General features: G+C 55.3%; 18 protein-coding genes and 1 pseudogene. 7 read left to right on the forward strand and 12 right to left on the reverse strand.

Features of this window, described 5'->3' with window-relative positions; all coding sequences use genetic code 11:
- The 3 genes from ABIB18_RS18940 to ABIB18_RS18950 all read right to left on the reverse strand — a co-directional run.
- On the reverse strand, positions 1–63 hold a 63-nt coding region (locus tag ABIB18_RS18940), incomplete at its 3' end, for a hypothetical protein (RefSeq protein WP_223226699.1).
- A 377-nt stretch (positions 64–440) separates the two neighbouring features.
- On the reverse strand, positions 441–1,658 hold the full coding sequence (gene fliB / locus ABIB18_RS18945; RefSeq protein WP_354475251.1) for a flagellin lysine-N-methylase: 1,218 nt from the start codon (positions 1,656–1,658) through the stop codon (positions 441–443).
- Positions 1,659–2,149: 491 nt separating this feature from the next.
- Complete coding sequence (locus ABIB18_RS18950) at positions 2,150–3,481, reverse strand: gluconate:H+ symporter (RefSeq protein WP_354475253.1); 1,332 nt, start codon at positions 3,479–3,481, stop codon at positions 2,150–2,152.
- A gap of 895 nt (positions 3,482–4,376) precedes the next feature.
- On the opposite strand from ABIB18_RS18950, the gene ddlA reads away from it, so the two are divergent.
- Positions 4,377–5,474: a D-alanine--D-alanine ligase gene (gene ddlA, locus ABIB18_RS18955; protein ID WP_279810043.1), complete on the forward strand. Its 1,098-nt coding sequence runs from the start codon at positions 4,377–4,379 to the stop codon at positions 5,472–5,474.
- Between the two features lie 20 nt (positions 5,475–5,494).
- On the opposite strand, the gene ABIB18_RS18960 is transcribed toward ddlA, so the two are convergent.
- The 4 genes from ABIB18_RS18960 to ABIB18_RS18975 form a co-directional block, all read right to left on the reverse strand.
- Positions 5,495–6,916 carry a GGDEF domain-containing protein gene (locus tag ABIB18_RS18960; RefSeq protein WP_069729063.1) on the reverse strand — a complete coding sequence of 474 codons (1,422 nt, stop codon included), beginning with the start codon at positions 6,914–6,916 and terminating at the stop codon, positions 5,495–5,497.
- 277 nt (positions 6,917–7,193) lie between these two features.
- Positions 7,194–8,669, reverse strand: coding sequence for a SulP family inorganic anion transporter (locus tag ABIB18_RS18965; RefSeq protein ID WP_089561928.1), 1,476 nt, complete (start codon positions 8,667–8,669; stop codon positions 7,194–7,196).
- Positions 8,666–9,301 (reverse strand): carbonic anhydrase, encoded by a 636-nt coding sequence (locus tag ABIB18_RS18970; protein WP_354475256.1) that lies wholly within the window; start codon positions 9,299–9,301, stop codon positions 8,666–8,668. Before ABIB18_RS18970 ends, ABIB18_RS18965 begins: the two co-directional genes overlap by 4 nt.
- A gap of 581 nt (positions 9,302–9,882) precedes the next feature.
- The gene (locus tag ABIB18_RS18975) at positions 9,883–10,692 is read right to left on the reverse strand and encodes a 5'-nucleotidase, lipoprotein e(P4) family (RefSeq protein WP_354475331.1); all 810 of its coding nucleotides are present in this window, start codon (positions 10,690–10,692) and stop codon (positions 9,883–9,885) included.
- Positions 10,693–10,800: 108 nt separating this feature from the next.
- Here ABIB18_RS18975 and ABIB18_RS18980 point away from each other — a divergent pair.
- Together ABIB18_RS18980 and ABIB18_RS18985 are read left to right on the forward strand one after the other, a co-directional pair.
- Positions 10,801–11,508, forward strand: a pseudogene (locus ABIB18_RS18980) (purine nucleoside phosphorylase YfiH/LACC1 family protein).
- Positions 11,509–11,658: 150 nt separating this feature from the next.
- Positions 11,659–13,680 (forward strand): oxidoreductase, encoded by a 2,022-nt coding sequence (locus ABIB18_RS18985; protein ID WP_279810041.1) that lies wholly within the window; start codon positions 11,659–11,661, stop codon positions 13,678–13,680.
- Here ABIB18_RS18985 and rlmG read toward each other — a convergent pair whose 3' ends face one another.
- Positions 13,681–14,799 carry a 23S rRNA (guanine(1835)-N(2))-methyltransferase RlmG gene (rlmG, locus tag ABIB18_RS18990; protein ID WP_354475258.1) on the reverse strand — a complete coding sequence of 373 codons (1,119 nt, stop codon included), beginning with the start codon at positions 14,797–14,799 and terminating at the stop codon, positions 13,681–13,683.
- A gap of 82 nt (positions 14,800–14,881) precedes the next feature.
- On the opposite strand from rlmG, the gene ABIB18_RS18995 reads away from it, so the two are divergent.
- Positions 14,882–15,385: a M48 metallopeptidase family protein gene (locus tag ABIB18_RS18995; protein ID WP_046289263.1), complete on the forward strand. Its 504-nt coding sequence runs from the start codon at positions 14,882–14,884 to the stop codon at positions 15,383–15,385.
- Here the strand turns inward: ABIB18_RS18995 and ABIB18_RS19000 are convergent.
- Positions 15,382–17,070: a chloride channel protein gene (locus tag ABIB18_RS19000; RefSeq protein WP_031377205.1), complete on the reverse strand. Its 1,689-nt coding sequence runs from the start codon at positions 17,068–17,070 to the stop codon at positions 15,382–15,384. The genes ABIB18_RS18995 and ABIB18_RS19000 overlap by 4 nt on opposite strands.
- Before the next feature lie 146 nt (positions 17,071–17,216).
- On the opposite strand from ABIB18_RS19000, the gene ABIB18_RS19005 reads away from it, so the two are divergent.
- The 3 genes from ABIB18_RS19005 to sstT all read left to right on the forward strand — a co-directional run bounded on the left by ABIB18_RS19005 (position 17,217) and on the right by sstT (position 20,896).
- Positions 17,217–18,203 (forward strand): Gfo/Idh/MocA family protein, encoded by a 987-nt coding sequence (locus tag ABIB18_RS19005; RefSeq protein WP_031377206.1) that lies wholly within the window; start codon positions 17,217–17,219, stop codon positions 18,201–18,203.
- Positions 18,204–18,459: 256 nt separating this feature from the next.
- Positions 18,460–19,428: a TerC family protein gene (locus ABIB18_RS19010; RefSeq protein WP_031377207.1), complete on the forward strand. Its 969-nt coding sequence runs from the start codon at positions 18,460–18,462 to the stop codon at positions 19,426–19,428.
- Positions 19,429–19,663: 235 nt separating this feature from the next.
- Positions 19,664–20,896 (forward strand): serine/threonine transporter SstT, encoded by a 1,233-nt coding sequence (gene sstT / locus ABIB18_RS19015; RefSeq protein WP_031377208.1) that lies wholly within the window; start codon positions 19,664–19,666, stop codon positions 20,894–20,896.
- A 283-nt stretch (positions 20,897–21,179) separates the two neighbouring features.
- Here the strand turns inward: sstT and ABIB18_RS19020 are convergent, their stop codons facing one another.
- The 3 genes from ABIB18_RS19020 to uxaC are packed head-to-tail and all read right to left on the reverse strand — an operon-like array spanning position 21,180 to position 25,541.
- Positions 21,180–22,670, reverse strand: a complete 1,491-nt coding sequence (locus ABIB18_RS19020; protein WP_069729055.1) for a UxaA family hydrolase — start codon at positions 22,668–22,670, stop codon at positions 21,180–21,182.
- 4 nt (positions 22,671–22,674) lie between these two features.
- Positions 22,675–24,123, reverse strand: coding sequence for a tagaturonate reductase (locus tag ABIB18_RS19025; protein WP_354475262.1), 1,449 nt, complete (start codon positions 24,121–24,123; stop codon positions 22,675–22,677).
- A 2-nt stretch (positions 24,124–24,125) separates the two neighbouring features.
- Positions 24,126–25,541 carry a glucuronate isomerase gene (gene uxaC, locus ABIB18_RS19030; protein WP_069729053.1) on the reverse strand — a complete coding sequence of 472 codons (1,416 nt, stop codon included), beginning with the start codon at positions 25,539–25,541 and terminating at the stop codon, positions 24,126–24,128.
- Positions 25,542–25,796: the final 255 nt, after the last annotated feature.

Genomic DNA, 25,796 nt, shown 5'->3' on the forward strand with positions numbered 1-25,796 from the left:
GAACTTTTGCTTTGCCACGGAACGGTCTGCGTTGTCGGGAAGATACGTGATCTGATCCTTCAACTCAGCAAAAGTTCGATTTATTCAACAAAGCCCTTCAGACGCTTAAATTGTGTTTTTTCAGGCACCAACTTTAGCCGGTTGCGCGTATCGGATTACGCCTGATCGTAAACCCGGCTTCAGCCTCAAGGAGCAGGCTTTCTGCTCCAGAAACCGAATCACTGGCCTTTCAGCGGCACACTTCAAAATAGCTCTGACAATATCAAATGAACCAGCTGGAGTGTGTTGATTTCAATCGTCTGGCGATGTCAGTACAGTCAATGACATTGACCGTTTCAGGCGGGGCAATGACCGCCCGAAAAGGCTTGCTGATGGAAACTCACCCCTGAATTATGCTCCGCCGGCAATAACGAACGATTACTGATTCTCTACAGAAGGTTTTATCCAATCAGTAGAAGACAAGAGAATTTGTCATCGCTGTTAATTATATCAATCGCAGCGTCCATACGATTATTAATGTTTTCATCGTGCATCGTATAAGCTGAAAAGCTCGCGAGGGTTTTCATCACAGCCTTCTGGTCGATATCGTCCTGCATCGATTTTACGCTAAGTACGGTCTTCATATAGAAAAAATCCAGAACAATGCGATACAACTGGTGCATGATGGTTGCCATATTGTTAGCGGGAAAATAAGTGCTATAGAGTTTATACAGCAGGTAGTTTCGTAATACATAGGGCTCTGACAGACATGATTCCCTGCATAACATCTGCCACTGTTGATTGATATTTTCGAATTTAGCATCAAGTTCAGTGGGATCAGTTTGGTTTGTGTACCCCAGGTATTCTATAACGGTTTGATGTTCATTAATAATGAGACTGTCTCGTACAGTTTTTTTAGCGAAGAACTTGCCCATTGCGGATAGCGCCAGATACCGTATTGCGTTTGTACGGGGCAGATTGCCTGGCCCCAGCAAAGATATACCGCCTTGTAACTCTGCCAGTAATGCTTCATAGACGTTTTCAACATCGGTTAAATGACTCTGCAAATCGAAGTTGATGCTTTGCAGATATAAAATAAATTGTGTCAGCGCCATTAAATTCTCTTCAATTTTAACAGCAGGCGCTTTAATTAAATTCCAGGCGAAAAGATGGACCACCTTTTCAGCCTGCGTGACAGTTGGGCGTTGTTCAACAAGGTGAGTTTCATTCTCTGTCAGTTGTCGTTCCTGCAACTGTAACACCATCGCCTCCGGATCAAAAAGCACAAGCCGAACGACTTCCGGGCATGAGAGCGACATAATATGGCGAGTCTGGTCATCAAAACAGTTTCTAAGCCGTGGGTAGGAACTGCAGGTATGCGATAGCGCACTCTCGCCTAAATCCTGGTGTACCATACAAAGGTTATTTTCATTGAGGAACGGGCACTCCCCCTTTTGATTCATCTTAATAATTGAGTAATCACCCTCCCCTTTATTCCTGATAATAAGGTTTTCCCTGGCTATCTTTGAAATTTTGGAATGTGAAGATGAGATATATTTTTGATGCGTTTTCTCATCAATAATTACGGCCCACCCCCTACAGCACAATATTAAGCACTCTGGCCCTACACACTGAAACCTGTTAAAGAAAGCGGGAATGATGATTTTATGAATTTGCATAGCGAATTTTTCATTATATAAAAAACAGAAAATATCATGACATCGGTACTTTCCTAAAGCGACATAACCTCACATTACATTTCGCAATTACCAGAATAAAAAGCATAATGAAATCTCATGCGAACCGTTTAATATCGGCCAACAGAATTGTATAGAACGCAACAATCTATCTTCAGTGCAGGTTAAAAGTCAGCATAGATTACCCGACATTTCAAAAAGTTAAGCAAAAAGGTCTTTTATATTATGCCGCCAGAAAAGGTCTCCCAGCCTGTTTAAACCGGGTTATTCCAGCAAATTATTTCCAGATGGGTTTTTCGTGTCGCCGTTAAATATGCTCGATGTGATGACTTTTTCCGTACTGTTCTGGTCATGCATAACAGGCGTTACAGCGGCCGCCGACACCTTTCCCGGCCAACTGGTTAAGAAGTCACCTGCTGGCCGGGAAGTGAATATTAACTCACGACAATCCGGTTGGGATTTGCAACCCAACATCAGATAAACTGACTAATCAGCATCACCATCCCCAGCCCGACTACCGAGTTAATTAATTCCAGTAATCCCCAGGTTTTAAAGGTGTCCTTCATAGAGATGCCAAACGTTTCTTTAAACAGCAAAAAGCCGCCGTCATACATCAAGGTAATTGTGTTACTGCCACAGGCGACAGCAAGCACCATTAAGGCGGGATTGAGATCGAAGGCGCCAATCATCGGCGCGACAATGCCGGCGGAGGTGATTGCGGCAACTGCGCCTTGCCCGGTAAGAATGCGGATAACGGCAGTGATTAACCAGGCGATAATAAAGGGCGAGAACGGAACGTGGCTCATCAGCTGAACAATGCTGTCGCCAACATCAGAATCGATAATCACCTGCTTCAGAATGCCGCCGGCGCTGATGACAAAAAGCACATTGGCAATCTGAGAAATCGACTTTGAGACATGCTGCGTAATGCCATCTGCCGTCATGCCGCGTTTAACACCGAGAAACCAAATCGCGGTAAAGGTTGCCAGTAGCATGCTGATTTCTGCACTGCCAAGTAATTTGCACACCTGGGTGAGGATCGACGCTTCACCCGCCAGCGGCCTGACCACCGAAGCCAGAATCATCAGGATGGCCGGAATCAACGGGATCAGGATACTGATTTTAAACGAGGGAAGCTGCTGCGAATCGATTTCCTCAATCGGCTTAATAACTGAGTTTAGCGGGATGCGATTTATCCCTGGCAGAAACTTCGGTAATAAAATACCGGCACAGTATAAGGCGGGCAAAATTACCACTACGCCATAAAGATAAACCTGGACGATATCGGCATTGAACGCACTGATTAAGGCAATCGGGCCAGGCTGTGGGGGGAACAGGCTGTGTCCCATCGTGGCACCCACTACCGTCGGGATCACCAGTTTCATGTAAGGAATGTTGGCTTTTACCGCGATGTTCATCACTAATGGCATGGCAATAAGGAATGCGACTTCATAAAACATTGCGATGCCGAATATCACCCCTATAAACATCAGGCCGATGGAGAGATAGCGGGTGCCACAATGGCGTATAACGGTATCGGCAATTTGCTGGCTGGCCCCTGATTCCGTCATGAATTTTCCAATGATTGCCCCGAATATAATAATCAGCGCGAGGTGGCCCATAATGCTACCAATCCCCTGCTGAATAACCGCAACCACTTTTTCTAACGGAATGCCGACCATAATGGCGACAAATATTCCGGCAATCAGTAAAGAAAATATATTATGGACTTTATATTTCAGGTTAAGCACAACCAGGATAACAATTCCTGCCAGCACCCAAAAAAGTGATAAAAAAGGTAGCATATAGAGCCTCAAGATAGTGACAGGATGAGAGTATTTTTAAACTGAAATTTTGAACAGAACATTGCTGAAAATTACTTCATTCATCTATTACCTTTGCGATAACCTCTATCCGTCCGTTTAATTACTCGCTCACTGTAATCATCATCATCACAAACAATAACCCAATGAAATTAAGGTCTGAATTATGAATAGTGACTGTTCCTCATCATCAATCGCGTAAAGCGGACAAGGTAAAAGTGGTTATCTAAGCCAGGGATGTGTTGTCGCAAGGTGGTGGTTTCTGTTCACAAAAAACCGTACTACCATTCTAGTATATTTAAATCTCTATGATATGAATTTGACGGCGCTCACACGGTTGAAAATTGCAACATCACTCTACCGCTGGAGTTATTTAATGATGTTGTCGTCTGGCCGATTGGCTAGATCAGATGGCTTCTCAACCACCGTTAAAATATGACAGTCAGGCCATCAGAGTGGAAAATTCATAAGACGTTAGCTTCCTACCTGGTGGTCAGCAGCGAGATCTTGCGGCCAGGCAGAGTGTTACGGTTAACCCTTATCTCAAGCGGATGATGAGGCGTTTCTTACCAACAGCGATCGCAGGGATCGGCAGTCAGTCCGTTTCCGCCACAAAGATAAAACCCGACATGCCGGTAAACCGCCCGTTGCTGTGCTTGACGCCGGACAGGCTTCAGCAGCCTGAGGTTTCACTGTCTTAAGCAGCAGCGCCGCATAAATTCCCGCCTTAGCGCCTCTTCGGGTTGGCTAGTCCGCCATCCATCCTGTTATTTTTTGTGCCTGCCCCTTCCCAGCCAACATTCTGCCGCGCTGCCCTGTTTTCATCGGAGAACTGCGTGCTATCTTGTGGTTTTGATTTTTCAGCAGGCAGAAATTGATGACAAAGTTGCGGGTAGGGATCGTGTTTGGCGGCAAATCGGCTGAGCATGAAGTGTCGTTGCAGTCGGCCAAAAATATTCTCGATGCGATCGACAAAACCAGGTTTGAGGTAGTGTTGCTGGGTATCGATAAGCAGGGGCACTGGCGTCTTAATGATGCTTCGGACTTCTTACTGCATGCTGAAAATCCGGCTCTGATTGCCCTGAATCGCGCGGCTGAAGATGTCGCGCTGGTGCCCGGCAACCAGCAGCAACCGCTGATTACCCGTCGCGATGCGCATCCGCTGTCGCAGATCGATGTGATTTTCCCGATTGTACACGGCACGCTGGGCGAGGATGGTTCTCTGCAGGGTTTACTGCGCATGGCCTCGCTGCCGTTTGTCGGTTCTGACGTGCTGGGCTCTGCGGTCAGCATGGATAAAGACTTTACCAAGCGCCTGTTACGCGATGCCGGCCTGAAAGTCGCCCCGTGGCTGAGCGTCACCCAGTCTCAGCGCGCCACACTGGATGCCGACGCGGTGATCGCCCGCCTTGGCCTGCCGCTGTTTATCAAACCTGCCAATCAGGGCTCCTCGGTTGGCGTCAGCAAAGTCGACAGTGCGGACGCCTTTGAGGCGGCGCTGGAACTGGCCTTTACCTTTGACCGTAAAGTGCTGATTGAAACCGGGATAAAAGGTCGCGAGATCGAGTGTGCCGTGCTGGGAAATGATGCCCCGCAGGCCAGCCCCTGCGGCGAGATCGTGGTGCATGATGCGTTCTACTCTTATGACACCAAATACATCTCTGAAACTGGCGCGCAGACGGTGGTACCAGCGGCGATTCCTGCGGCGGTCAGCGAGGCGATTCGTGAGGTTGCCATCAGGGCGTTTAGTGCGCTGGAGTGTTTCGGTATGGCACGGGTCGATGTGTTCCTGACCGATGAAGGCGAGATTATCGTCAACGAAGTCAACACCCTGCCCGGCTTCACCAATATCAGCATGTATCCCAAACTGTGGCAGGCAGCCGGACTCAGCTATCAGGATCTGATTACCCGCCTGATCGAGCTGGCAATGGAACGTCACCAGCAAGCCAGCAGCCTGAAAAGCAGCGTCAGCTAATCGCTCTCAGCGACGTGGTTTCAGGCCACGTCGCTGGTAATGGCGCGATGATTAACCGGCGAGGTCTGATTACGGCCATTGCGTTTCGACAGATAGAGGTTTTTATCGGCTGCCGAAATCAACCGGTTAATCATCCGTGGCCAGTCACTCGCATCGCCAGCGCTGCCATGAGCCAGCCCTGAACTGACCGTCACCGTGACCGTACTGCCCTGCAGCCAGAATTTCTCTTTCGCGATTGTCTGACGAATCGACTCGGCGAGAAAATAGAGCGCTTCCGGATCCTGATCAAACAGCACCACCACAAACTCTTCCCCGCCAAACCGGCAGATACGCCCTTTTTTGCCCACCACCCGCTGCATACGGCGGGCGATCTCTTCCAGTACGCTATCGCCAGCATCATGACCAAAATTGTCATTAATGGTTTTGAAATAGTCGACATCCAGCAGGATCACACCGGCTTTACGCGACGGGCTGAACGGTTCGGTTCGAAGACTCTCATACAGACCGGATCGCGATAGCAGCTGGGTCAGGAAATCGTAATTGGCCCGCAGCGCGAGTCGCTGATTGAGCTGACGGATCGCATCCATGCTCGCGGCCACAATCAGCGGGCTGATGGCAATTGTCGCTACGCCCAGCCGCGCCGAGGTCAGATGGCTGATCGGCAGCAGATTATCATTGCCCTGAATGTTCATCACGCCGTGAGAAACCAGAATGATCTCGGTGATGCCGGTCAGTAAAATCACCAGGCTGGTGAGGGTCATCGGCAATACGATAGCGCACCAGACCAGCGCCGGTACCGGGAACGTCAGGCTGCCCGCGCCGCCCATCATCGCACCGACCACCAGCGAAAAGACCACCGCGATCACCGGTGAAAGCTTACGGACCTGCAACAGCTGACGTGGCGACAGGGTTCGCCAGTCGCGCGTCAGTAAGAACGGCAACAGCATCAGCCCGGTTGAGAACTGTTCACTGAACCAGTCGCCCCAGGCGGTCGCCAGCGCCGCATCAAAATTGGCCTGCTGCGCCAGTGCCCCCCAGGCCGCACAGACCAGCGCCGCTAGCAGGCAGGCCGGGAAAATGCGTAACACGCTGGTGATGCGTTCGCTGCCGGAGTCATGCTGGAGATGCTTCACCAGCAACGATACGGCGACCAGAATAAACAGCAGGTTGGCAACGTTGAGAGTAAAGGCTGCCAGCGTCCAGCCGGAAAAAACCGCATCGTTAAACACCATTGCGCTAAAGCAGGTGAAATAATAGCGAGCCTGATGCAGGAAAGGGTTGCGGACAATCACTCCGGCAACGATCGCATTGACCGGCCAGAACAGCGACAGCTCCTGTGGAATGCGCAGATGCCCACCGATAAAGCAGAACAGCAAGGTAATCAAAAACAGCGAGAGTGCATTTTTCTTAACATTGTGTTCTTCAAACAGCTTAACGTGCATACATCCGGACCTTGTCGCAGAGAGACGGGCTGTCCACGCCAACCTGAAATGGGCGTGGCGTCAGAATGATTTAATCCTGGGCGCCACCAAAGTCATCCTGCGATAAAACCACTATTCATGGGCTAACTTTGAAATCAGCGGGCAAATTGCCCCCTTACGGGTGAAACACGTCAGGCGGCAGCGGGAATGGGGCCAATTATGCCCCGTAAATAAAAAAACCGGATATCCGAGATATCCGATTTTTGCTGCTCTGACGTGTTAACCGTTGCGCTTAAGGCTATTTTACCGCAACCGGCCACTGACTGAGGCGAATTCCGCGTTTATCTGCATTATCGCCAAAATCCTTCAGCACCGCTTTGACATCCGGATCGATATATTCGGCGTTGTCGTTATCAACGATCACCACGCTGTTCTCGGGGATCTCATCCAGCAGCCCCTGCAGCTTCGGGTTATGCATAAAGGTCAGGTTCTGCTGAAAGCGCAGCACGTAGTGGTCGTCGTAACGGGTGAGCTGCAGCGCGTTGCGATGACTTTTGTAGATGCTATAGAGGATCTGCGTGGCGATACCGATACCAATACCGACCAGCATTCCCAGGGTAATAATACCCACGATGGTGGCGAGGAACGGCACGTACTGCTGAGCGCCCATGCGGAACTGTTCCACAAACAGACGCGGCGTTGCCAGCTTGTAGCCGGTATAGAGCAGCACTGCCGCCAGGCTGGCCAGTGGAATGGCGTTCAGCATCTCGCTAAACCACATTCCGCAAATCAGCAGCAGTACGCCGTGAATGAAAATCGACAGTTTGGTTTGTGCGCCCGCGCTGACGTTCACTGAACTGCGGACGATCACCGCGGTAATCGGCATTGCGCCCAGAAAGCCGGCGGCCAGGTTACCGATCCCCTGGGCAAACATCTCTCTATTTGGCGAAGGTGCCGGCGTCTGTGGACGAAGCTTTTTCAGCGCTTCCTGACTCAGCAAGGTCTCCAGGCTGGCCACCAGCGCTAAGGTCAGCGCCACCACCCATACCTGCGGGTTTTGCCACGCCATCCAGTCTGGCGTCTCCAGTTCCGCCACCAGCGCAGAGACGCTGTCAAACGCCGGCAGTGAGATGCGCGCCAGCCCACCCGCCATCTCAGGATAGAGGCGCCCGCCCACTACCGTCGCCAGACAGCCAATCAGCACGGCAATCAGCGGCCCCGGGATCCACGCCAGCGCCTTGATGCGTTTCACCGGCGCGGTGGTCCACAAACACAGGATAGCCAATCCGATGCCCGCCACCAGCATCGCCGGCAGCGAGAAAGTCATCTCGCCTGTGACCAGCGAAATCAGTTCGGCATCTCCTGCCGCGCCCAGCGCGACCGGAATCTGCTGCATGATCAGTAACAGGCCAATCGCTGCCAGCATGCCTTTAATCACGCTACCCGGCACCAGCGAGATAAACCGCCCGGCGCGCATCAGGCCAAACAGGCATTGCAAGGCACCGGCGATAATCAGCGCGGTGAGAAAGGCGGAAAAGCTGCCGAGCGAGGCCATCGAGGCCACCACAATTGTGACCAGACCGGCCGCCGGGCCGCTGACAGCAAACCGTGACGGACTCAGGGAAGTGACGACCAGGCCGCCAATCACCCCGGTCAGCAGGCCGGCAAACGGCGGTAATCCGCTGGCTTGCGCAATGCCAAGACAGAGTGGCAAAGCGACCAGGAAAACCACCAGCCCCGCTGGGATATCACGGCGTAGGGTATCGAGATTCATGGTGAAGGTTCCTCTGCAGATTGCTGAATCAACTCTTTGAGATGGCCGGTGCGCAGGTCATAAACACAACCAAACACCTCCAGTGGCTGGCCCGATTGCCAGATTTGCCGGACCGGTTCGGTTTTCACCAGTCGGGCGAATTGTGCCTTGACGTTGGCCTCAACCAGGCGGTCAAGCAGATCGCTCTGGCTCTCTTCGGCTGCGGGAGTTTCCGCCAGGCCAGCCTCAATCGCCTGCCGCAGTGTGCTGATACGGCGCGCCAGCGCCGAGTCCTGATGTTCCAGCACGCTGCCGGGCAGATTCAGCGCGGCCTCTACGCCACCGCAGCCATAGTGGCCGCTTAATACAATCCGGTTCACACCGAGAAAGAAGAGCGCGTATTGCAATACGCTGAGCAAATTGTCGTCATCCTCAACCACCATATTGGCGATATTGCGATGCACAAAAAGTTCGCCAGGATGGGAGCCGGTTAACACCTCTGCCGGTACGCGACTGTCCGAGCAGCCAATCCATAATGAGTGAGGCTTTTGTTGATGCAGGAATTTTTCAAAATAATTCGGGTTACGCTGGCGGCGCTGTAATGCCCAACTGCGATTTTTCGCTAATAAGGGTTTAAGTGTCGTCACAATCATCTTCTCTCTACTACCGGGAGGTCGCATCCCGGCCAACCACGAAGTGTATCGACTCACAAATAAAGCGCGAGCCGTCAGTGAAATAAGAAGCCAGTCACAGAAAAAGGTTATAGACGCTAATCATTACTAATGCACGACCCATATTCTGGCGTGCCATCAGGCGTGACTTTTTGTCAACAATATGTCAGTTACGGTCAATGACCAGTAAATTTAATTAAGCGCGACGGGACTGAATAAAATAGCGATTAAGATATTTAATCTCTTAAAATCAATTAACTAAAATTAAAACGTTAAATAACTAAAGTTACCCATGACAAATAAATACAATTACTTTTAGCGGGGGTAAATACTGCCATACCAGACGGCTGGCTATTTACCAGGAATACTCTTAATTATGAAAATTAACCATTAGCATAATTCACCGCCTTTAAGCCTGACAGGCAGTGAAACGTGCCGGGTTTAATATAAGAATGGAGCAAGAGATGATTTATTTAATTTGCAGCAAAATAGTGACACATGAAAGTAAATCAGGACCGTTTGTTAGCAGAGCCTGAACAGGTCAGGCTCTTTTTCTTGACGAATTATTTACCGTTCCAGCTTTGCAGCCGTGATTCCCGCACCGACAGTTGCTGTTCCGGCGTCAGTTTATTGTAATTTTCCGCCATTCCGCTCTCCCAGTCGCCATACAGAGGATTAGGCAGCACGATAAACTGCGTGCCGAACCGCTGATGGTTCAGGTTCACAAAATCACGACGCTGCTGATTGCCCTGATGCCAGGTCGCACCGCCAAAGTCGTTAAGGTTATCGCCGACGTACAGCACCACGTTGTAGCCTTCATTTTTGATGGCATCGAAACGCGCCTGTTTGTTCGAGCTGTCGGTGTTCAGGCGGACCGTTTTGTCGCTGACGTTGGGAAAGCCCAGCTGCTGCATATTGGCAACCGTTGCGGCGTAGTCCTGCTGATCGCGATTCGACACATAGAACAGCGTGCCACCGTGCTGAGTGACATAACGCGCAAACTCCAGCGCGCCCGGCACCGCTTTAGCCTGTCGTGCCTGAGTCCAGGCCGACCAGCTTTTACTGCTGAACGGCTGGCCGTTCTTCGCCTGCCAGGCGCTGTATGCGCTGTTATCCAGCATGGTTTCATCCAGATCGACAATCACCGCTTTAGGTTTGCCGGTCAGTGACGGTGCCTGGTCAAACGCGAGGCGCGCGCTGTTAAAGGCTTGCCAGGTCAGAGCCTGATATTCGCCTGACTGCTGGAACCAGTTCACCGCCAGCACCGATTGCTGGCCGAGCTGCTGTTGTGCCGTCTGGTGCGACGACGTTGCGCAGCCGGTTAACAGCAGCGCAACCAGTCCGGACGCGGCGAGTTTTGCTGAGGTTTTCATCATGTCATCCTTAAGGTGAGAAAGGTCGGGGTGGGAAAGCTTCAAAAATGTAGCAGTTAACGTAAGCTGTGGGGAGCTCAACGCACGCCGTTATGACAGGAGATTCTTATGGCCGTGACCCCGCGCTCAACCTTGCTCGACTCGCTCGACTGGCTGGATTACGCCTTTCAGGCGGCTGGCGATCCCCCGCCTGCCGATGCAGCTTATGGCCATCAGCGTCATAGCGCCACCGTGGTGACCGATATTGAAAATACGCCGCCAAAAAGCTGCGAGTCAGATGGCATCATCAGCACCGGCAGCCGCCCGGTTGCGGTCTAGACCGCTGATTGCTTACCGGTGCTGTTCGCCGATTCGCAGTGTAAAACCGTGGCGGCGGTGCATGCCGGGCTGAAGGGCACGCTGGCGGGCGTCCTGACCCGTGCGGTAGAAAAGCTACAGCAACAGGGCAGCGATCCACGAAACCTGACGGTGGCCATCGGTCCGGCAATGGGTCCCTGCTGTTACGAACTGGCCGAACCGCAGCTGGCTGAGATGCAGCAGCGCCCGTCCCTTGCTGGCTGGCTTCGCTGGCAGCACAACCAGCCGATCAACCCACTGGCACAGCGTCCGCAGGCGAACGCCCGGCAGCAGGGCGTCTGGTTTGATCTGCCAGCGCTGGCGACGCAGATGCTGATCCAGAGCGGCGTGCCGCCGCAGCAGATCGAAAACGTCAACGTCTGTACCTACTGCATGGCGGAGAGCGGCTCGAGCTATCGCCATAATACCCACTTCGGCAACGGCTATCATTGCCGCTACTCGTGGATCCGGTGTCGTTAATCGCACGGCTGGCACGGGCGAAGTTGCCCGGCCCGGCCCGTCGCCGGGTCAGATGTTTTTGATTTCACTCACACCCTGACACTGTTTCACTTTTTTTTAACCCGGAAGCCGCTAGAGTTGACTCATCCGACCACTTCGCAGTGAGTGATTATGACCCAGCTCAATCCACACTATCCCGCGCTGTTTACGCCGCTGGACCTTGGCTTTACCCAACTTAAAAACCGTTTTCTGATGGGGTCGATGCACACCGGACTGGAGGAACATCCGCAGGGTGCTGCGCGGCTGGCCGCGTTCTATGGCGAACGGGCGCGTGAGGGAGTGGCGCTGATCGTCACCGGCGGCATCGCTCCGAATCCACAAGGCGTGACAACCGCACACGGCGCAATGCTCACCGACGCGTCACAGTGTGACTGGCACCGGCCGATTACCGCCGCCGTGCACCAGCATCAGGGGAAAATCGCGTTGCAGATCCTGCATACTGGTCGTTACAGCTATCAACCGGATCTGGTCGCGCCCTCGGCTCGCCAGGCCCCGATTAATCCGTTTACGCCTCAGGCGATGAGCGATGCCGATATCGAACAGACCATTGCGGATTTTGCCCGCTGCGCCCGACTGGCGCAGCAGGCAGGATACGATGGCGTGGAGATCATGGGTTCGGAAGGCTATCTGATTAACCAGTTTCTGGTTAAGCATACCAATCAGCGCACCGATCGCTGGGGCGGTGACTTCCGCCAGCGTATGCAGTTCGCCCTGGCGATCACCCGCGCGGTCCGTGCCGCCACGGGCGAGGCCTTTATCATTATTTTCCGCCTGTCGATGCTGGATCTGATCAAAGACGGCAGCACGCTGGAAGAGACGTTGCAGCTGGCGGCCGAGCTGGAGCAGTGTGGCGTGACGCTGTTCAACACCGGCATTGGCTGGCATGAGGCGCGCATTCCGACCATCGCCACCTGCGTGCCGCGTGCGGCGTTTGCCTGGGTGACGCAGCGCCTGCGTGAGCAGGTGAAGGTGCCGGTGATCGCCACCAACCGTATTAATCACCCCGCCGTTGCCGAGCAGCTGTTGCAGTCAGGCTGCGCTGATATGGTGTCGATGGCGCGCCCTTTTCTGGCCGATGCCGCCTTTGTCAGTAAAGCGCAGCGCGGCGACGATAACAGCATCAATACCTGTATTGCCTGTAATCAGGCCTGCCTCGACCAGGTTTTTGCCGGCAAGATCACCTCATGCCTGGTCAATCCTCGCGCCTGCCATGAGTCACTGATGCCGGTGGTTGCCACCACTGCGCCACGCCGTCTGGCGGTGGTCGGAGCCGGTCCCGCCGGAATGGCGTTTGCACTGCAGGCGGCGCAGCGCGGCCATCAGGTGACGCTTTACGATGCCGCGCCCGACATTGGCGGCCAGTTTAATATTGCCCGGCAGATCCCCGGTAAAGCGGAGTTCAGCGAAACGCTGCGCTATTTCCGCCATCAGCTGGCGGCGGCAGGCGTAAAGGTGATCACCGGCTGTCAGGTCGGGGCTGACCAGCTCAGCGCGGCCGATGAAGTGATCCTGGCGACCGGCATTCAGCCGCGCACCCCGGCGATCCCCGGCATCGACCATCCCTGCGTGCTGAGCTACCTCGAGGTATTACGCGATAAGCGCCCGGTTGGCGCGCGCGTCGCCATTATTGGCGCGGGTGGAATTGGTTTTGACACCGCGGAATATCTGTCACAGCCGCCGCATCAGGATGAGCTGGCCGCGTTCTATCGCGAATGGGGCATCGATCGCAGCCTGAGCCAGCGTGGCGGCCTGATAACGCCGCAGCCGCCTGCCGCTGCCCGACAGATCTGGCTGTTGCAGCGCCGGGCCGGTAAACCGGGCGCGTCGCTGGCTAAAACCACCGGCTGGATCCATCGCACCAGCCTGCAGGCGCGCGGCGTGCAGATGTGGGGCGGCGTAGAGTATCTGGCGATTGATGATGCCGGGCTGCATCTGAGACGCGACGGCGAAACGCTGTTGCTAGCGGTCGATAACGTGATTATCTGCGCCGGGCAGGAACCGCAGCGCGAACTGGAAGCTGCGCTGCGGGAAAGAGGTCAAACGGTCACACTGATTGGCGGTGCGGATGTGGCGCAGGAACTGGATGCGCGCCGCGCTATCGCGCAGGCGACGCAGCTGGCGCTCAGCATCTGATTAGCGCATCTTCACCGCACGCAGCACCACGAACTTCTGGTTCGAGGCGACCAGCGTGCAGTTGCCAAACAGCTTTTTCAGTTTGTGGTGATAATCGAGGTGGCGGTTGCCGACAATGCGCAACTCGCCGCCATATTGCAGACAGCGTTTTGCATCACGGAACATCTGCCACGCCAGGTGATCGGTAACCGCATGCTGCTGATGGAATGGCGGGTTGCACAGCACCGCGTGCAGACGATCGGAAGGATAACCACTCAGCACGTTATTGACGCGAAACTGGCAGCGGCTCACATCCTCAGGCCGGTTAACTTCAACGTTACGCTGGCTGGAGGCGACCGCCATGTAGGACTCATCAAGAAAATGCACCTCGGCCAGCGGGTTCTGCTCCAGCGCCACCAGCCCTACCACGCCGTTGCCACAGCCGAGATCGACAATCTCGCCCTCAATATTTTCCGGCAGATGCTGCACAAACAGTCGCGCCCCGATATCCAGCGACGCACGTGAGAACACATTGGCGTAGTTGTGAATCTGATAAGGCGTGCCATCCAGCGGCCAGACCAGCGTTGGCTCAGCGTCACGCAGCGCGGGCTGGGTGAAATGGCTGTAAATCAGCCGCGCTTTTTTCCACGCCAGCGAAGTGCGGGTTTCACCGATAATCTGTTCAAACAGCTGCAGCGTCGAATTATGGATCTCTTTGGCACGCGCCGCGGCCAGGATTACCGTCTCTGGCGTCGCCACCTGACGGATCGCGCGCAGCTGATGTTCCAGCAGCGCCAGCGTTTTTGGCACCTTGATCAGCACCGCGGCCGGAGCGGCTGGCAGCGCAGCCAGGCTATCGAGGAAATGGACTTCGCCGTCATCCAGCGCGTTTAACGCCAGGTTCTGACGTGTCGCCTGCTGGCTCAGCCAGGAGTCGCTGATGTGCCAGACGGTACGCGGATTGAGCGCGCAGGTTAACGCACCAAAGCTGTCGTTAACCACCAGCACCGGGCCATCGGGCAGCGTCTGCTGCAACAGATATTCATCAGCCGCATCCCAGGCTTGTAATGGACTTTCGTCACGCATCTGCGGGAAACGATGCAGGATCAGTGTGCGATCGTTCAGTTCAAGTTGGTTCATGAATTCTCCGGCGTGGTACACTTTGATTGATTTTCGCCCCAAAAAGGGGGCGCAGTATACTGTCTTTCGCCGGGAATCCCTAATGTCCTCACTGATCTACCTGCAGGGTTATCCTGCCCCCATTCTTGAGCAGGTTCAGACGTTGATCACCCATCAGCGTTTAGGCGCGTTTCTGCAGCAACGTTATCCCGACACGCACGACGTGATGAGCGATAAAGCGCTGTACGACTACACGCTGGCGCTAAAAAACCGCTACATGCGCAACGCGCCGCCGATCAGTAAAGTGATCTGGGATAACAAGATTAAGGTAATGAAGCACGCGCTGGGTTTGCATACCGCCATTTCGCGGGTGCAGGGCGGCAACCTGAAGGCCAAGGCCGAAATCCGTATTTCGACCTTTTTCCGCCTCGCGCCGGAACCCTTTCTGCGGATGATCGTGGTGCATGAGCTGGCGCACCTGAAAGAGAAGGATCACGACAAAGCGTTCTACCAGCTCTGCTGCCATATGGAGCCGGATTACCACCAGCTTGAGTTTGATGCCCGCCTGTGGATGACCGATCAGGCGATGCGCGGCAACGCGGCTTAAAGAAACTCCTGCGCTTTCTGGATCAGGCTGGTTTTGGTCAGCGCCCCGAGAAAGCGCCGTTCCTGCGGATTGTTCAGCACCGGCAACCGCTCCAGCGTCACCGCCGCAAACGCTTCCCAGCCCTCACGCATACTCTGGTTCTGATAAACCACCGGAAACTCGTCATCCATCACGCACTGCACCGGTGAGTCGAGCGTGATCTCCTGCGCCAGTACCCGCCGTGAAATCTCATGGATCGATACCACGCCCAGAAACGCCCCGACGTCATTGATCACATAGACGTAGCGTTCTCGCTTCAGCGAACTGACCGCCAGCGCCTGGCCGACCGACTCGTGGGGCTGCAACGCCGCACCGGCAATGATCAGCTCAGCGATGCGCATATTATCGAAATCGTATTTGGCTTCGGACCGGTTGAAGTGATGACTCACTACCGGGTAGGTGCTGGTCGATTGCAGCCGGTAGACCACCATCGACGCCAGCACCGAGGCGATCATCAGCGGGAACAGCAGGCTGCTGTTGAGCGTCATCTCCAGCACCATCAGCATCGCCATTAACGGTGCCTGACTGACGGCAGCCAGCACCGCCGCCATGCCAATCGCGGCATAAAGCAGCGCATTGCCGAGCGGCAAATGCAGCGCCGCCCCGACGCTGGCGATAATCACCCCCAGCAGCGCGCCAATCAGCAACGACGGAGTAAACAGACCGCCGACCGCATTCGATCCGACCGACAGGCTGGTGGCGAGCGTCTTCAGCACCAGCAACAGCAGCAGGCCTGGCAGCAGATAGTGGCCCGCCATCACCTTAACGATCACCTCGTAGCCGTTACCGAGAATGTCGGTGGAAATCAGCGCCAGTAAACCGACCGCGACGCCGCCCGCGCCGAGCCGCAGCGGCAGCGACGCCACCCGGCTGAACAGCAGCTTGCTGCGGGCAATCAGCTTAATCAGCAGCCAGCCGGCCAGACCGGCAACCAAACCGATCACCACCGTCATCAACAGGCTGCTGAGATCCATCTGGAAACTGGCTTCTGCCAGCGGATAAAGCGCATTGCGAAAACCCAGCGACCACATGGTCATCACCGCCACGGCCGAGGCGATAATCAGCGGTATCAGCCGCTGCAGCGCTGAAATACCAAAGGCAATCTCCGCCACAAAAATCGCTGACGCCAGCGGCGCGTGATAGACCGACGACAGACCTGCCGCCGCTGCCATGGCCACCACGTCACTGTTTTTCAGGTTAAGCGACGCCGGTAACAGCCGGCCAATCGCGCTGCCGCACAGTGCCGATAGCTGCACCATCGGCCCTTCTTTCCCTATCGACGCGCCGCTGCCGATACTGGCAATGGAAGATAACGCGCGAAAAAGCGAGGTTTTGGTCGGAACGGCATCGAGACGGGCATTTATCACCTCAAGGTAGTCGGTTTTAACCGTCTGTTGCTGCTCGATTGCTACAGCGTAGCGCAGAAAATAACCCGCCAGCACCCCGCCGCCGCCCACCAGCAGCGGCCAGAAAATCCACGGCCAGAGGTGTACCGACTCGGTAATTTCGCCGCCGCTGGCGAACAGCAGATGGTTAATAAGCTCGATAACGCCACGAAACGCCAGCGTCACCAGCGAGGCCGCGCATCCGACCGGAATGGCAATCAGTAAGGTGGTCCAGTTTAATGCGTGCTTGCTTGCTTTCACCTGCGCTCCCTGGTTTATCCCTGAAAATCATCGCGTCATCATATTATTGGAATGCGGATCGCAGGATCAATGCCTGCCCGGCTGGCCCCATTGCACCCGGCCGGAGAGATGTTACTCTGCCGCTTTACTTCTGCCGGAGAGATGACGTGATTCGTTTTGCCATTGTGGGAACAAATTGGATTACACGCCAGTTTATTGATGCCGCCCATGAAACCGGGGCGATGAAACTGTGTGCGGTCTATTCACGCAGTCAGCAGCAGGCCGAGGCGTTCAGCCACGATTATCCCTGCGAGCAGACCTTTACCTCGCTGGAGGCGCTGGCCGCCAGTCCGCAGATTGATGCGGTCTATCTTGCCAGCCCTAATGCCCTGCATTGTCAGCAGGCGTTGCTGTTTTTATCGCACGGCAAACATGTGATTTGTGAGAAACCGCTGGCCTCTAATCTGCAGGAGGTGGAGGCGATGATCGCCTGTGCCCGCCAGCATCAGGTGGTGCTGTTTGAGGCCTTTAAAACCGCCAGCCTGCCTAATTTCCTCCGGCTGCAACAGGCGCTGCCTGAGGTTGGCAGGCTGCGTAAAGCGTTGCTGAGCTACTGTCAGTACTCCTCACGTTATCCGCGCTATCTCAACGGCGAGAACCCCAACACCTTCGATCCGCGCTGGTCCAACGGCTCAATTATGGACATTGGCTATTACTGCCTGGCGTCGGCGGTTGCGTTGTGGGGTGCGCCGCAGCGGGTGCAGGCCAGCGCCACCCTGCTGGAAAGCGGCGTGGATGCTCACGGTGTCGTGGTACTGAGCTACGGCGATTTTGACGTGACCATCCTGCACTCTAAGGTGAGTGACTCCTCACTTCCGAGTGAAATTCAGGGCGAAGCGGGCGCGCTGGTGATTGAGAAACTCTCCGAGTGTCAGAAGCTGACGTTTATTCCGCGCGGTGCGGAAAAGCAGGCGCTGAGCCAGCCGCAGCATATCAATACCATGCTGTATGAAGCCGAAACCTTTGTCCGGCTGGTTGAACAGCGCCAGGTGGACCATCCGGCACTGGAGGTTTCACGTATTACCGCCGCGCTGCTGACCGAAATTCGCCGCCAGACCGGGGTGATTTTTCCGGCCGATCAGCCAGCAGTGTAAATATTTCTAAATATTAACAACAACGATTGATTCCTGTTCGGCTAAGCCGTAACTTACGCTCCTGCAAAGGGGAGTAACTTGTAAGCTGATTGATCGTCACTACGTTGCGTAAGCATCCGGTCATCAGGCAACCCGGAATCTATTCTGTGTTGTAAGTGAGACCTTGCCGGAAGGCGAGGTTTGCTTACACCAAAAATAAGCGGCTGACGTCTTCTGACTTCAGCCGTTTTTTTTATTTTTCAGACAGGATACGAATATGCAAACTGTGGGTACGCCATTACTCTGGGGCAGCTTTGCGGTTGTGGTGCTGATCATGCTGGCCATCGATCTGCTGTTGCAGGGACGCCGCGGCGCGCAGACCATGACTTTCAAACAGGCCGCCGTCTGGTCGCTGATCTGGGTGTCGGTTTCACTGCTGTTCAGCGCCGCGTTCTGGTGGTATCTGGAAGGCAGCGCCGGACGTGAGGTCGCCAACACCCAGACCCTCGCCTTTCTGACCGGCTACGTGCTGGAAAAAGCGCTGGCGGTGGATAACGTCTTCGTCTGGCTGATGCTGTTCAGCTACTTCTCGATTCCGGCGAACCTGCAACGCCGCGTATTGATCTACGGGGTATTAGGCGCCATCGTGCTGCGTACCATCATGATCTTTGCGGGCAGCTGGCTGGTGACGCAGTTTAGCTGGATCCTCTATGTCTTCGGGGCGTTCCTGCTGTTTACCGGCGTAAAAATGGCGCTGGCGAAAGAGGACGATCATGCGGTCGGCGACAAGCCGGTAGTGCGCTGGCTGCGTAACCATCTGCGCATGACCGACGCACTTGAAGGTGAGAAGTTCTTCACCCGCAAAAATGGCGTGCTGTTTGCGACACCGCTGCTGCTGGTGCTGATTATGGTGGAACTGAGCGACGTTATCTTCGCCGTCGACAGTATTCCTGCCATCTTCGCGGTAACCACGGATCCGTTTATCGTACTGACGTCTAACCTGTTCGCAATTCTCGGTCTGCGCGCCATGTACTTCCTGCTGGCAAACGTGGCCGAGCGCTTCTCGATGCTGAAATATGGCCTGGCGATCGTGCTGGTGTTCATCGGCTTTAAGATGCTGATTGTCGATCTCTACCATATTCCGGTTGGCATCTCGCTCAGCGTCGTCGGCCTGATCCTGGCGTCAACGCTGCTGATCAATGCCTGGGTTAACCGCAAAAGAGACCAGAAAAAAATCGCGCCATAATTACCTGCAGGGGCAGCCGATGCCCCTGTTTTATTTTGCAGCTGCGTGCAGCGACATTTCATACCTCTGTCACACTTCCCATATCCAGCATAATAAAAACCCGACAGCGGCCACACTGGCAGAATTATCTCTTTTCTCATCCGATCTTTTCCTTATACTCCGCCGGGCAAACCGCTTTAGCCGATGCAAAACATCGCCGCTAAAACTACATCCGCGACAAAATATAGAAAACACTATGCAGAAAACTCTCTCCTCACGTCTGGGCGCGCTGTTCGCAGGCAGCCTGGTGAAGCAAATCATGATTGGGCTGGTTGCCGGTGTGGCGCTGGCCTGGATTTCTCGCGATGCGGCGCTGGCCGTTGGACTACTGGGCGAACTGTTTGTCAGTGCGCTGAAAGCGGTGGCACCGCTGCTGGTACTGATGCTGGTGATCGCCTCAATCGCTAATCACCAGCAGGGCCAGAAAAGCAATATCCGGCCGATTATCATGCTCTATCTGCTGAGTACCTTTTTCGCCGCCGTGGTGGCCGTGGTGTTCAGCCATCTGGTGCCGCAGACGCTGACGCTGGCGGTAGGCAGCACCGAAATCACGCCACCGTCCGGCATCACCGAAGTGTTGCGTGGTCTGCTGATGAGCATGGTGGCGAACCCGATCACCGCGCTGATGCAGGCCAACTATATCGGTATTCTGGTCTGGGCGATTGGTCTCGGACTGGCGTTTCGTCACAGCAGTGACTCCACCCGCAACTTACTGAATGATGCCTCTCACGCGGTGACCTGGCTGGTGCGGTGCGTTATCCGCTGTGCGCCGATCGGTATTTTCGGTCTGGTGGCATCGATTCTTGCCTCTACCGGCTTTGGCGCACTGTGGCAATACGCCCATCTGCTGACGCTGTTAATCGGCTGCATGTTGCTGATGGCGCTGGTGGTTAACCCGCTGCTGGTGTTCTCTAAAATTCGCCGTAACCCCTATCCGCTGGTGTTTACCTGCCTGCGCGAAAGCGGCGTCACCGCCTTCTTCACCCGCAGTTCAGCCGCCAATATTCCGGTGAATATGGCGCTGGCGAAACGTCTGGGACTGGATGAGGATACCTATTCGGTTTCCATTCCGCTGGGTGCGACCATCAGTATGGCGGGCGCATCAATCACCATTACGGTCTTGACGCTGGCGGCGGTGCATACGCTGGGGATCAACATTGACGTCCCGTCCGCGATTCTGCTCAGCCTGGTCGCCTCGCTGTGTGCCTGTGGCGCGTCCGGCGTGGCGGGCGGTTCGCTGCTGCTGATCCCGGTGGCCTGTAATATGTTTGGCATCCCCAACGATCTGGCGATGCAGGTCGTCGCGGTCGGCTTCATTATCGGCGTGCTGCAGGACTCGGCGGAAACCGCACTCAACTCCTCGACCGACATCCTGTTTACTGCCGCGGTCTGTCAGGCCGAAGCCGAACGCGAAACCAGCCGGGCTTAATCTTTCTGATAGCTCAAAGAACGGGTGGCGGAGTCCGAAGAGCAAAGCGTCCCGCCGCCCGGATAAAAACGCCGGGCGCGTTTTTGAACAACGCAAAGCGCTAGCCCGGCCAGGGCGCACCTCAGGGATGAGGTGCGCAATCGCACGGGCCGAACGTGTCATGAATGACGGCCTTTGCGACTTTCCGATCGGACTGTGTTCCCTTCGCAGGATCAGTCTCACCGCCACTGAGCCGGACTTTAGCAACGATCTCAAGCAACCCGCACTTTAGCAGATCGCTTTTTTACAGCGTCACCCCGCTTTTAAAGATCGCCAGCTCGCGGAAGTCATTCTTTTCGTTGTTGGTCGGTTTGCCATTGGCAATCGCCACAATGGTATCCACAAAATCTTCCAGCATTTGATCCATGCTCATGCCATCAATCAGCCGTCCGGCATCAAAATCGATCCAGTGTGGTTTTTTCTCGGCCAGCGGCGTGTTGGTCGCCAGCTTCACCGTCGGGACAAAACCGCCATACGGCGTGCCGCGTCCGGTACTGAACAGCACCATGTGACAGCCGGCACCCGCCAGCGCACTGGTTGCCACCGCATCGTTGCCCGGCGCACTCAGCAGGTTGAGGCCTGGCGTTTTTAACCGTTCGCCATACTTCAGCACATCAACCACCTGGCTTTGTCCGGCTTTCTGGGTGCAGCCGAGCGACTTCTCTTCCAGCGTCGTGATGCCGCCCGCTTTATTACCCGGCGATGGATTCTCGTAGATCGGCTGATGATGATCGATGAAGTATTGCTTGAAGTCGTTAATCATCGCCACCGTTTTGCCGAAAATCGCTTCGTCACGGCAGCGGCTCATCAGAATGCGTTCGGCACCAAACATCTCCGGCACCTCGGTCAGCACGGTGGTGCCGCCATTGGCGATCATCTGGTCTGAGAAGCGTCCCAGCAGCGGATTGGCGGTAATACCTGAAAACCCATCCGACCCGCCGCACTCGAGACCAAATTTCAGCTCGCTGAGCTTGCCAGGCTGACGCTGGTCATGCCGCATTTTTTCATACAACGCATGCAGACGTTCCACCCCGGCTTCCACTTCATCGTCGTGCTGCTGACAGACCATAAACTCCACCCGGTCGCTTTCAAACGCGCCGAGGGTGTCACGGAATGCATCAACCTGATTATTTTCGCAGCCCAGACCAATCACCAGCACCGCACCCGCATTCGGATGACGCACCATATTTTGCAGCATGGTGCGGGTGTTTTCGTGATCCTGGCCGAGCTGAGAGCAGCCAAAGGTATGGCTGAACAGGAAGACGCCATCAATATCTTCCGCCTGCTGCGTCTCCTTCAGGAAACGTTGCAGGATCTGCCGTGCGATGCCGTTAACGCAGCCTACGGTCGGCAGGATCCACAATTCATTGCGGATACCGACCTCACCGTTAGGGCGACGGTAGATCTGCACCTCACGATCGCCCGGCTGTGGCGGGATGGCCACGAAGTCCGGCTGATACTGATAGTGATCCAGATCGCTGAGGTTGGTGCGGGCGTTCTGTGAATGGATCAGCTCTCCGGCAGCAATCGGCTGAGTGGCGTGGGCGATCGGCAGACCATATTTGATCACCAGCTCGCCTTCAGCGATGGGCTGCAGGGCAAACTTATGCCCGCGCCCGATAGCCTGTTGCAGCGCCACCGAATGCGCCAGTAGCTCTGTGGTGACGCCGGCGTCTAAGTCACGCAACGCCACGGCGACGTTGTCGCGGGAATGTATTTTAATTGCGTCTTGCATAGCGTTATCTCAGTTGACTCAGCGCCTCACGCATTCCGTGGGCGATGATGTTTTGCAGGTGTCGGGTCACCACAGCCACCAGATCGGGCCGTTGGGTTAAATCTTCGCCCCAGTGCTGCGCATCACTCAGGATGCTGCGCACCAGTTGCTCTGGCGAAAGCTGATCGGCCTGCAGCGCCGTCCAGCCTTCGGCGTAGCGCTGTAACCAGTGTGCATCATCCTGCAACGGCCAGCTTTTATCCGCCGATTCGCCGCGATAAAAAGCGATCAGCGCTGCCAGTGCAAAAGTGATGCGGGTCGGCCACTCGCCGCTCTGCTGCTGTGCAGCCAGCATCGGCGTCAGCAGACGGGTGCGGAATTTGGTCATGCCGTTCAGCGCAATCGACAACAGCGCATGGCGAATAAACGGATTGCGGAAGCGACGCTGTACCGCGTCGGCAAAGGCGTGCAGTTCGTTCGCGGGCAGATCGAGCGTCGGGATCACTTCGTCGCGCAGCAACGCATCCACGAAGCCGGCAATCGCCGGATCGTCCATCGCCTCGCCTACGCTCTCCAGTCCGGCGAGAAAGGCCACCGGCACCATCGCGGTGTGCGCGCCGTTGAGGATCGCCACCTTCTGCGCTTTATACGGCGCAATGTCATCAACGTGCCGCACCTGAGGTGCCAGCGCGTCCAGTTTCAGCTCGCTAAACAGCGCCGACGGTCCCTGAATCACAAACTGATAGTAGACTTCGCCCGCCACCAGATAGCGATCCTGATAGCCCAGCGCCGCCTCAATCTGCGCGCTTTCAGCCGGGAAGCCAGTGACGATGCGATCCACCAGCGTGTTATAGAAGGCGCAATGCTGGTTAATCCAGCGGTTAAATTCGGCGGGCAGCTGCCAGTGCTCAGCGTAGCGCAGCACCCTATCGCGCAGCGTATCGCCGTTGTGGTCAATCAGTTCGCACGGCACCACCAGCCAGCCTTTATCACTGGCGCCTTCGAAGTGGCAATAGCGCGCCCACAGCAGCTGGGTCAGTTTACCGGGGAAGCTGTTGGCAGGCTGGTCGGTGAGCCGATCGCTGCTGTCAAAAATGATACCTGCCTCGGTGGTATTCGAAAACACCATGCGCAAATCGGGATTGTGCGCCAGCGCCATAAAATCGCCGAACTGCTGATAAGGCTGGATCTCGCGGTTCAGGCTGCGAATCAGCCGGGTTTCGCTCACCGACTCGCCCTGATCGTTCAGGCCACGAATCAGCGTAGTGTAAAGCCCGTCCTGCTGATTCAGGCTGTCACTGACCTCACGGTTACGCGGCCGCACCACCACGATCCCGGCATCGGTGCCCTGGTGCTGGTTAAGCCAGTCAATCTGCCAGTCGATAAACGCCCGCAGAAAGTTTCCTTCACCAAACTGGATCACCCGATCGCGATAAACCGCACCCGGGAAGTCGTGCCGATTGAGCCTTTTCATTATCAAGCTCCCAGCTCAATGCCGAAGTAATCACGGGCATTGTTGAAGCAGATGTTTTGCACCATCTCGCCTAACAGCGCTTCATCCGCTGGCGCCTCGCCCTGCTCCACCCAGCGACCGATCATCTGGCACAGCAGACGGCGGAAATATTCGTGGCGGGTGTAAGAGAGGAAGCTGCGGCTGTCGGTCAGCATCCCGACGAAGCGACTCAGCAAACCAATCTGCGCCAGCTGGGTCATCTGCCGCTGCATGCCATCAAGCTGATCGTTGAACCACCAGGCGGAACCAAATTGCATCTTGCCGGCCTGACCTTCACCCTGGAAGTTACCGGCCATGGTCGCCAGCACTTCGTTATCGCGCGGATTAAGGCAGTAGAGAATGGTTTTTGGCAGCGCATTATTGAGATTCTGCGCGCCCAGCAGCCGGGCCAGCGGTTCAGCCAGCGGCTGATCGTTAATCGAGTCGAAGCCCACATCCGGCCCTAACAGCTGATACTGACGCGGGTTGGTGTTGCGTAACGCGCCAATGTGATACTGCTGCACCCAGCCGCGACGGGCATATTCACTGCCCAGCCACACCAGCACCGCGGTTTTGAACTGGGCGGTCTCCTGCGGATTGGGTGCCGTGCCGCTGCGGCGGCGCGCCAGAATCCCATCCAGCGTAGCGTCATCCGCTTCGGCATAACAGACCACATCCAGCGCGTGATCGGAGACTTTACAGCCGTGAGCCGCAAAGTGATCCAGCCGCTGATAGAGCGCGCTGCGCAGATCGTCAAAACGCTGCACGCTGATGTCGGTCAGCTGCTCCAGCGTCTCAATCCACGGCAGGAAGGTTTCCGCTTCAATATTGAATGCTTTGTCCGGCCGCCAGCTCGGCAGCACTTTGACAGTAAAGCTGCTGTCCTGCGCCAGTGCGTGATGATGACGCAGATCGTCCAGCGGATCGTCGGTGGTGCCGACCATTTTCACCTTCATCTGCTGCATGATGCCGCGCGCGGTAAAGCTGTCCTGCGCCAGCAGTTCGTTGCAGCGATGCCAGATGCTATCCGCGGTTTTTTCCGACAGCAGCGTATCGGTAATCCCGAAAGGCCGGCGTAATTCCAGATGAGTCCAGTGATAGAGCGGGTTGCCGATGGTATGCGGCACGGTACGCGCCCAGGCATCAAACTTTTCACGATCGCTGGCGCCGCCGGTACAGAACGCCTCCGGTACGCCGTTGGCGCGCATCGCCCGCCACTTGTAGTGATCGCCTTTCAGCCAGATATCGTAAAGGTTAGCGAAGCGATAATTTTCGGCAATCTGCTGCGGCGGCAAATGGCAGTGATAGTCGAAAATCGGCTGATCCTTCGCATAGTCGTGATAGAGACGACGGGCGAACTCGTTATCCAGCAAAAAATCCTCGGTCATAAAACGCGACATAGAAACTTCCTCATCAACTGAACCGCTAATGGTTCAAAGTTATCATACCAATTTCAGCGCGCTGCGGATTTATTTGCGATCCTGCTCACATAAACGACGTTGTCTGCCGGCGGTTATGGACACTTTTGTCGCCTGTAGCGTGCTAAATGGCTGTCATTTCGCAGGTTTCCAGTATCCCACAGCGCAGAAAGGGTTTTTGTGATGGCTCTCAACTTTTAAAGTTGTATAACAAGTTAGGCTCTCGCTCCATCGTGA

This window comes from Pantoea sp. UYEF8 (genome assembly GCF_040546285.1).
Taxonomy (GTDB): domain Bacteria; phylum Pseudomonadota; class Gammaproteobacteria; order Enterobacterales; family Enterobacteriaceae; genus Pantoea; species Pantoea brenneri.

Bases quoted from the DNA above. Each gene is read 5' to 3' on its own strand.
- ABIB18_RS19025 (WP_354475262.1), bottom strand. From the start codon at position 24,123: ATGAAAAGGCTCAATCGGCACGACTTCCCGGGTGCGGTTTATCGCGAT.
- ABIB18_RS18995 (WP_046289263.1), top strand. From the start codon at position 14,882: ATGTCCTCACTGATCTACCTGCAGGGTTATCCTGCCCCCATTCTTGAG.
- ABIB18_RS19020 (WP_069729055.1), bottom strand. From the start codon at position 22,670: ATGCAAGACGCAATTAAAATACATTCCCGCGACAACGTCGCCGTGGCG.
- ABIB18_RS18970 (WP_354475256.1), bottom strand. From the start codon at position 9,301: ATGATTGTGACGACACTTAAACCCTTATTAGCGAAAAATCGCAGTTGG.
- uxaC (WP_069729053.1), bottom strand. From the start codon at position 25,541: ATGTCGCGTTTTATGACCGAGGATTTTTTGCTGGATAACGAGTTCGCC.
- ABIB18_RS18985 (WP_279810041.1), top strand. From the start codon at position 11,659: ATGACCCAGCTCAATCCACACTATCCCGCGCTGTTTACGCCGCTGGAC.
- fliB (WP_354475251.1), bottom strand. From the start codon at position 1,658: ATGCAAATTCATAAAATCATCATTCCCGCTTTCTTTAACAGGTTTCAG.
- ddlA (WP_279810043.1), top strand. From the start codon at position 4,377: ATGACAAAGTTGCGGGTAGGGATCGTGTTTGGCGGCAAATCGGCTGAG.
- sstT (WP_031377208.1), top strand. From the start codon at position 19,664: ATGCAGAAAACTCTCTCCTCACGTCTGGGCGCGCTGTTCGCAGGCAGC.
- ABIB18_RS18960 (WP_069729063.1), bottom strand. From the start codon at position 6,916: ATGCACGTTAAGCTGTTTGAAGAACACAATGTTAAGAAAAATGCACTC.
- rlmG (WP_354475258.1), bottom strand. From the start codon at position 14,799: ATGAACCAACTTGAACTGAACGATCGCACACTGATCCTGCATCGTTTC.
- ABIB18_RS18975 (WP_354475331.1), bottom strand. From the start codon at position 10,692: ATGAAAACCTCAGCAAAACTCGCCGCGTCCGGACTGGTTGCGCTGCTG.
- ABIB18_RS18950 (WP_354475253.1), bottom strand. From the start codon at position 3,481: ATGCTACCTTTTTTATCACTTTTTTGGGTGCTGGCAGGAATTGTTATC.
- ABIB18_RS19010 (WP_031377207.1), top strand. From the start codon at position 18,460: ATGCAAACTGTGGGTACGCCATTACTCTGGGGCAGCTTTGCGGTTGTG.
- ABIB18_RS18965 (WP_089561928.1), bottom strand. From the start codon at position 8,669: ATGAATCTCGATACCCTACGCCGTGATATCCCAGCGGGGCTGGTGGTT.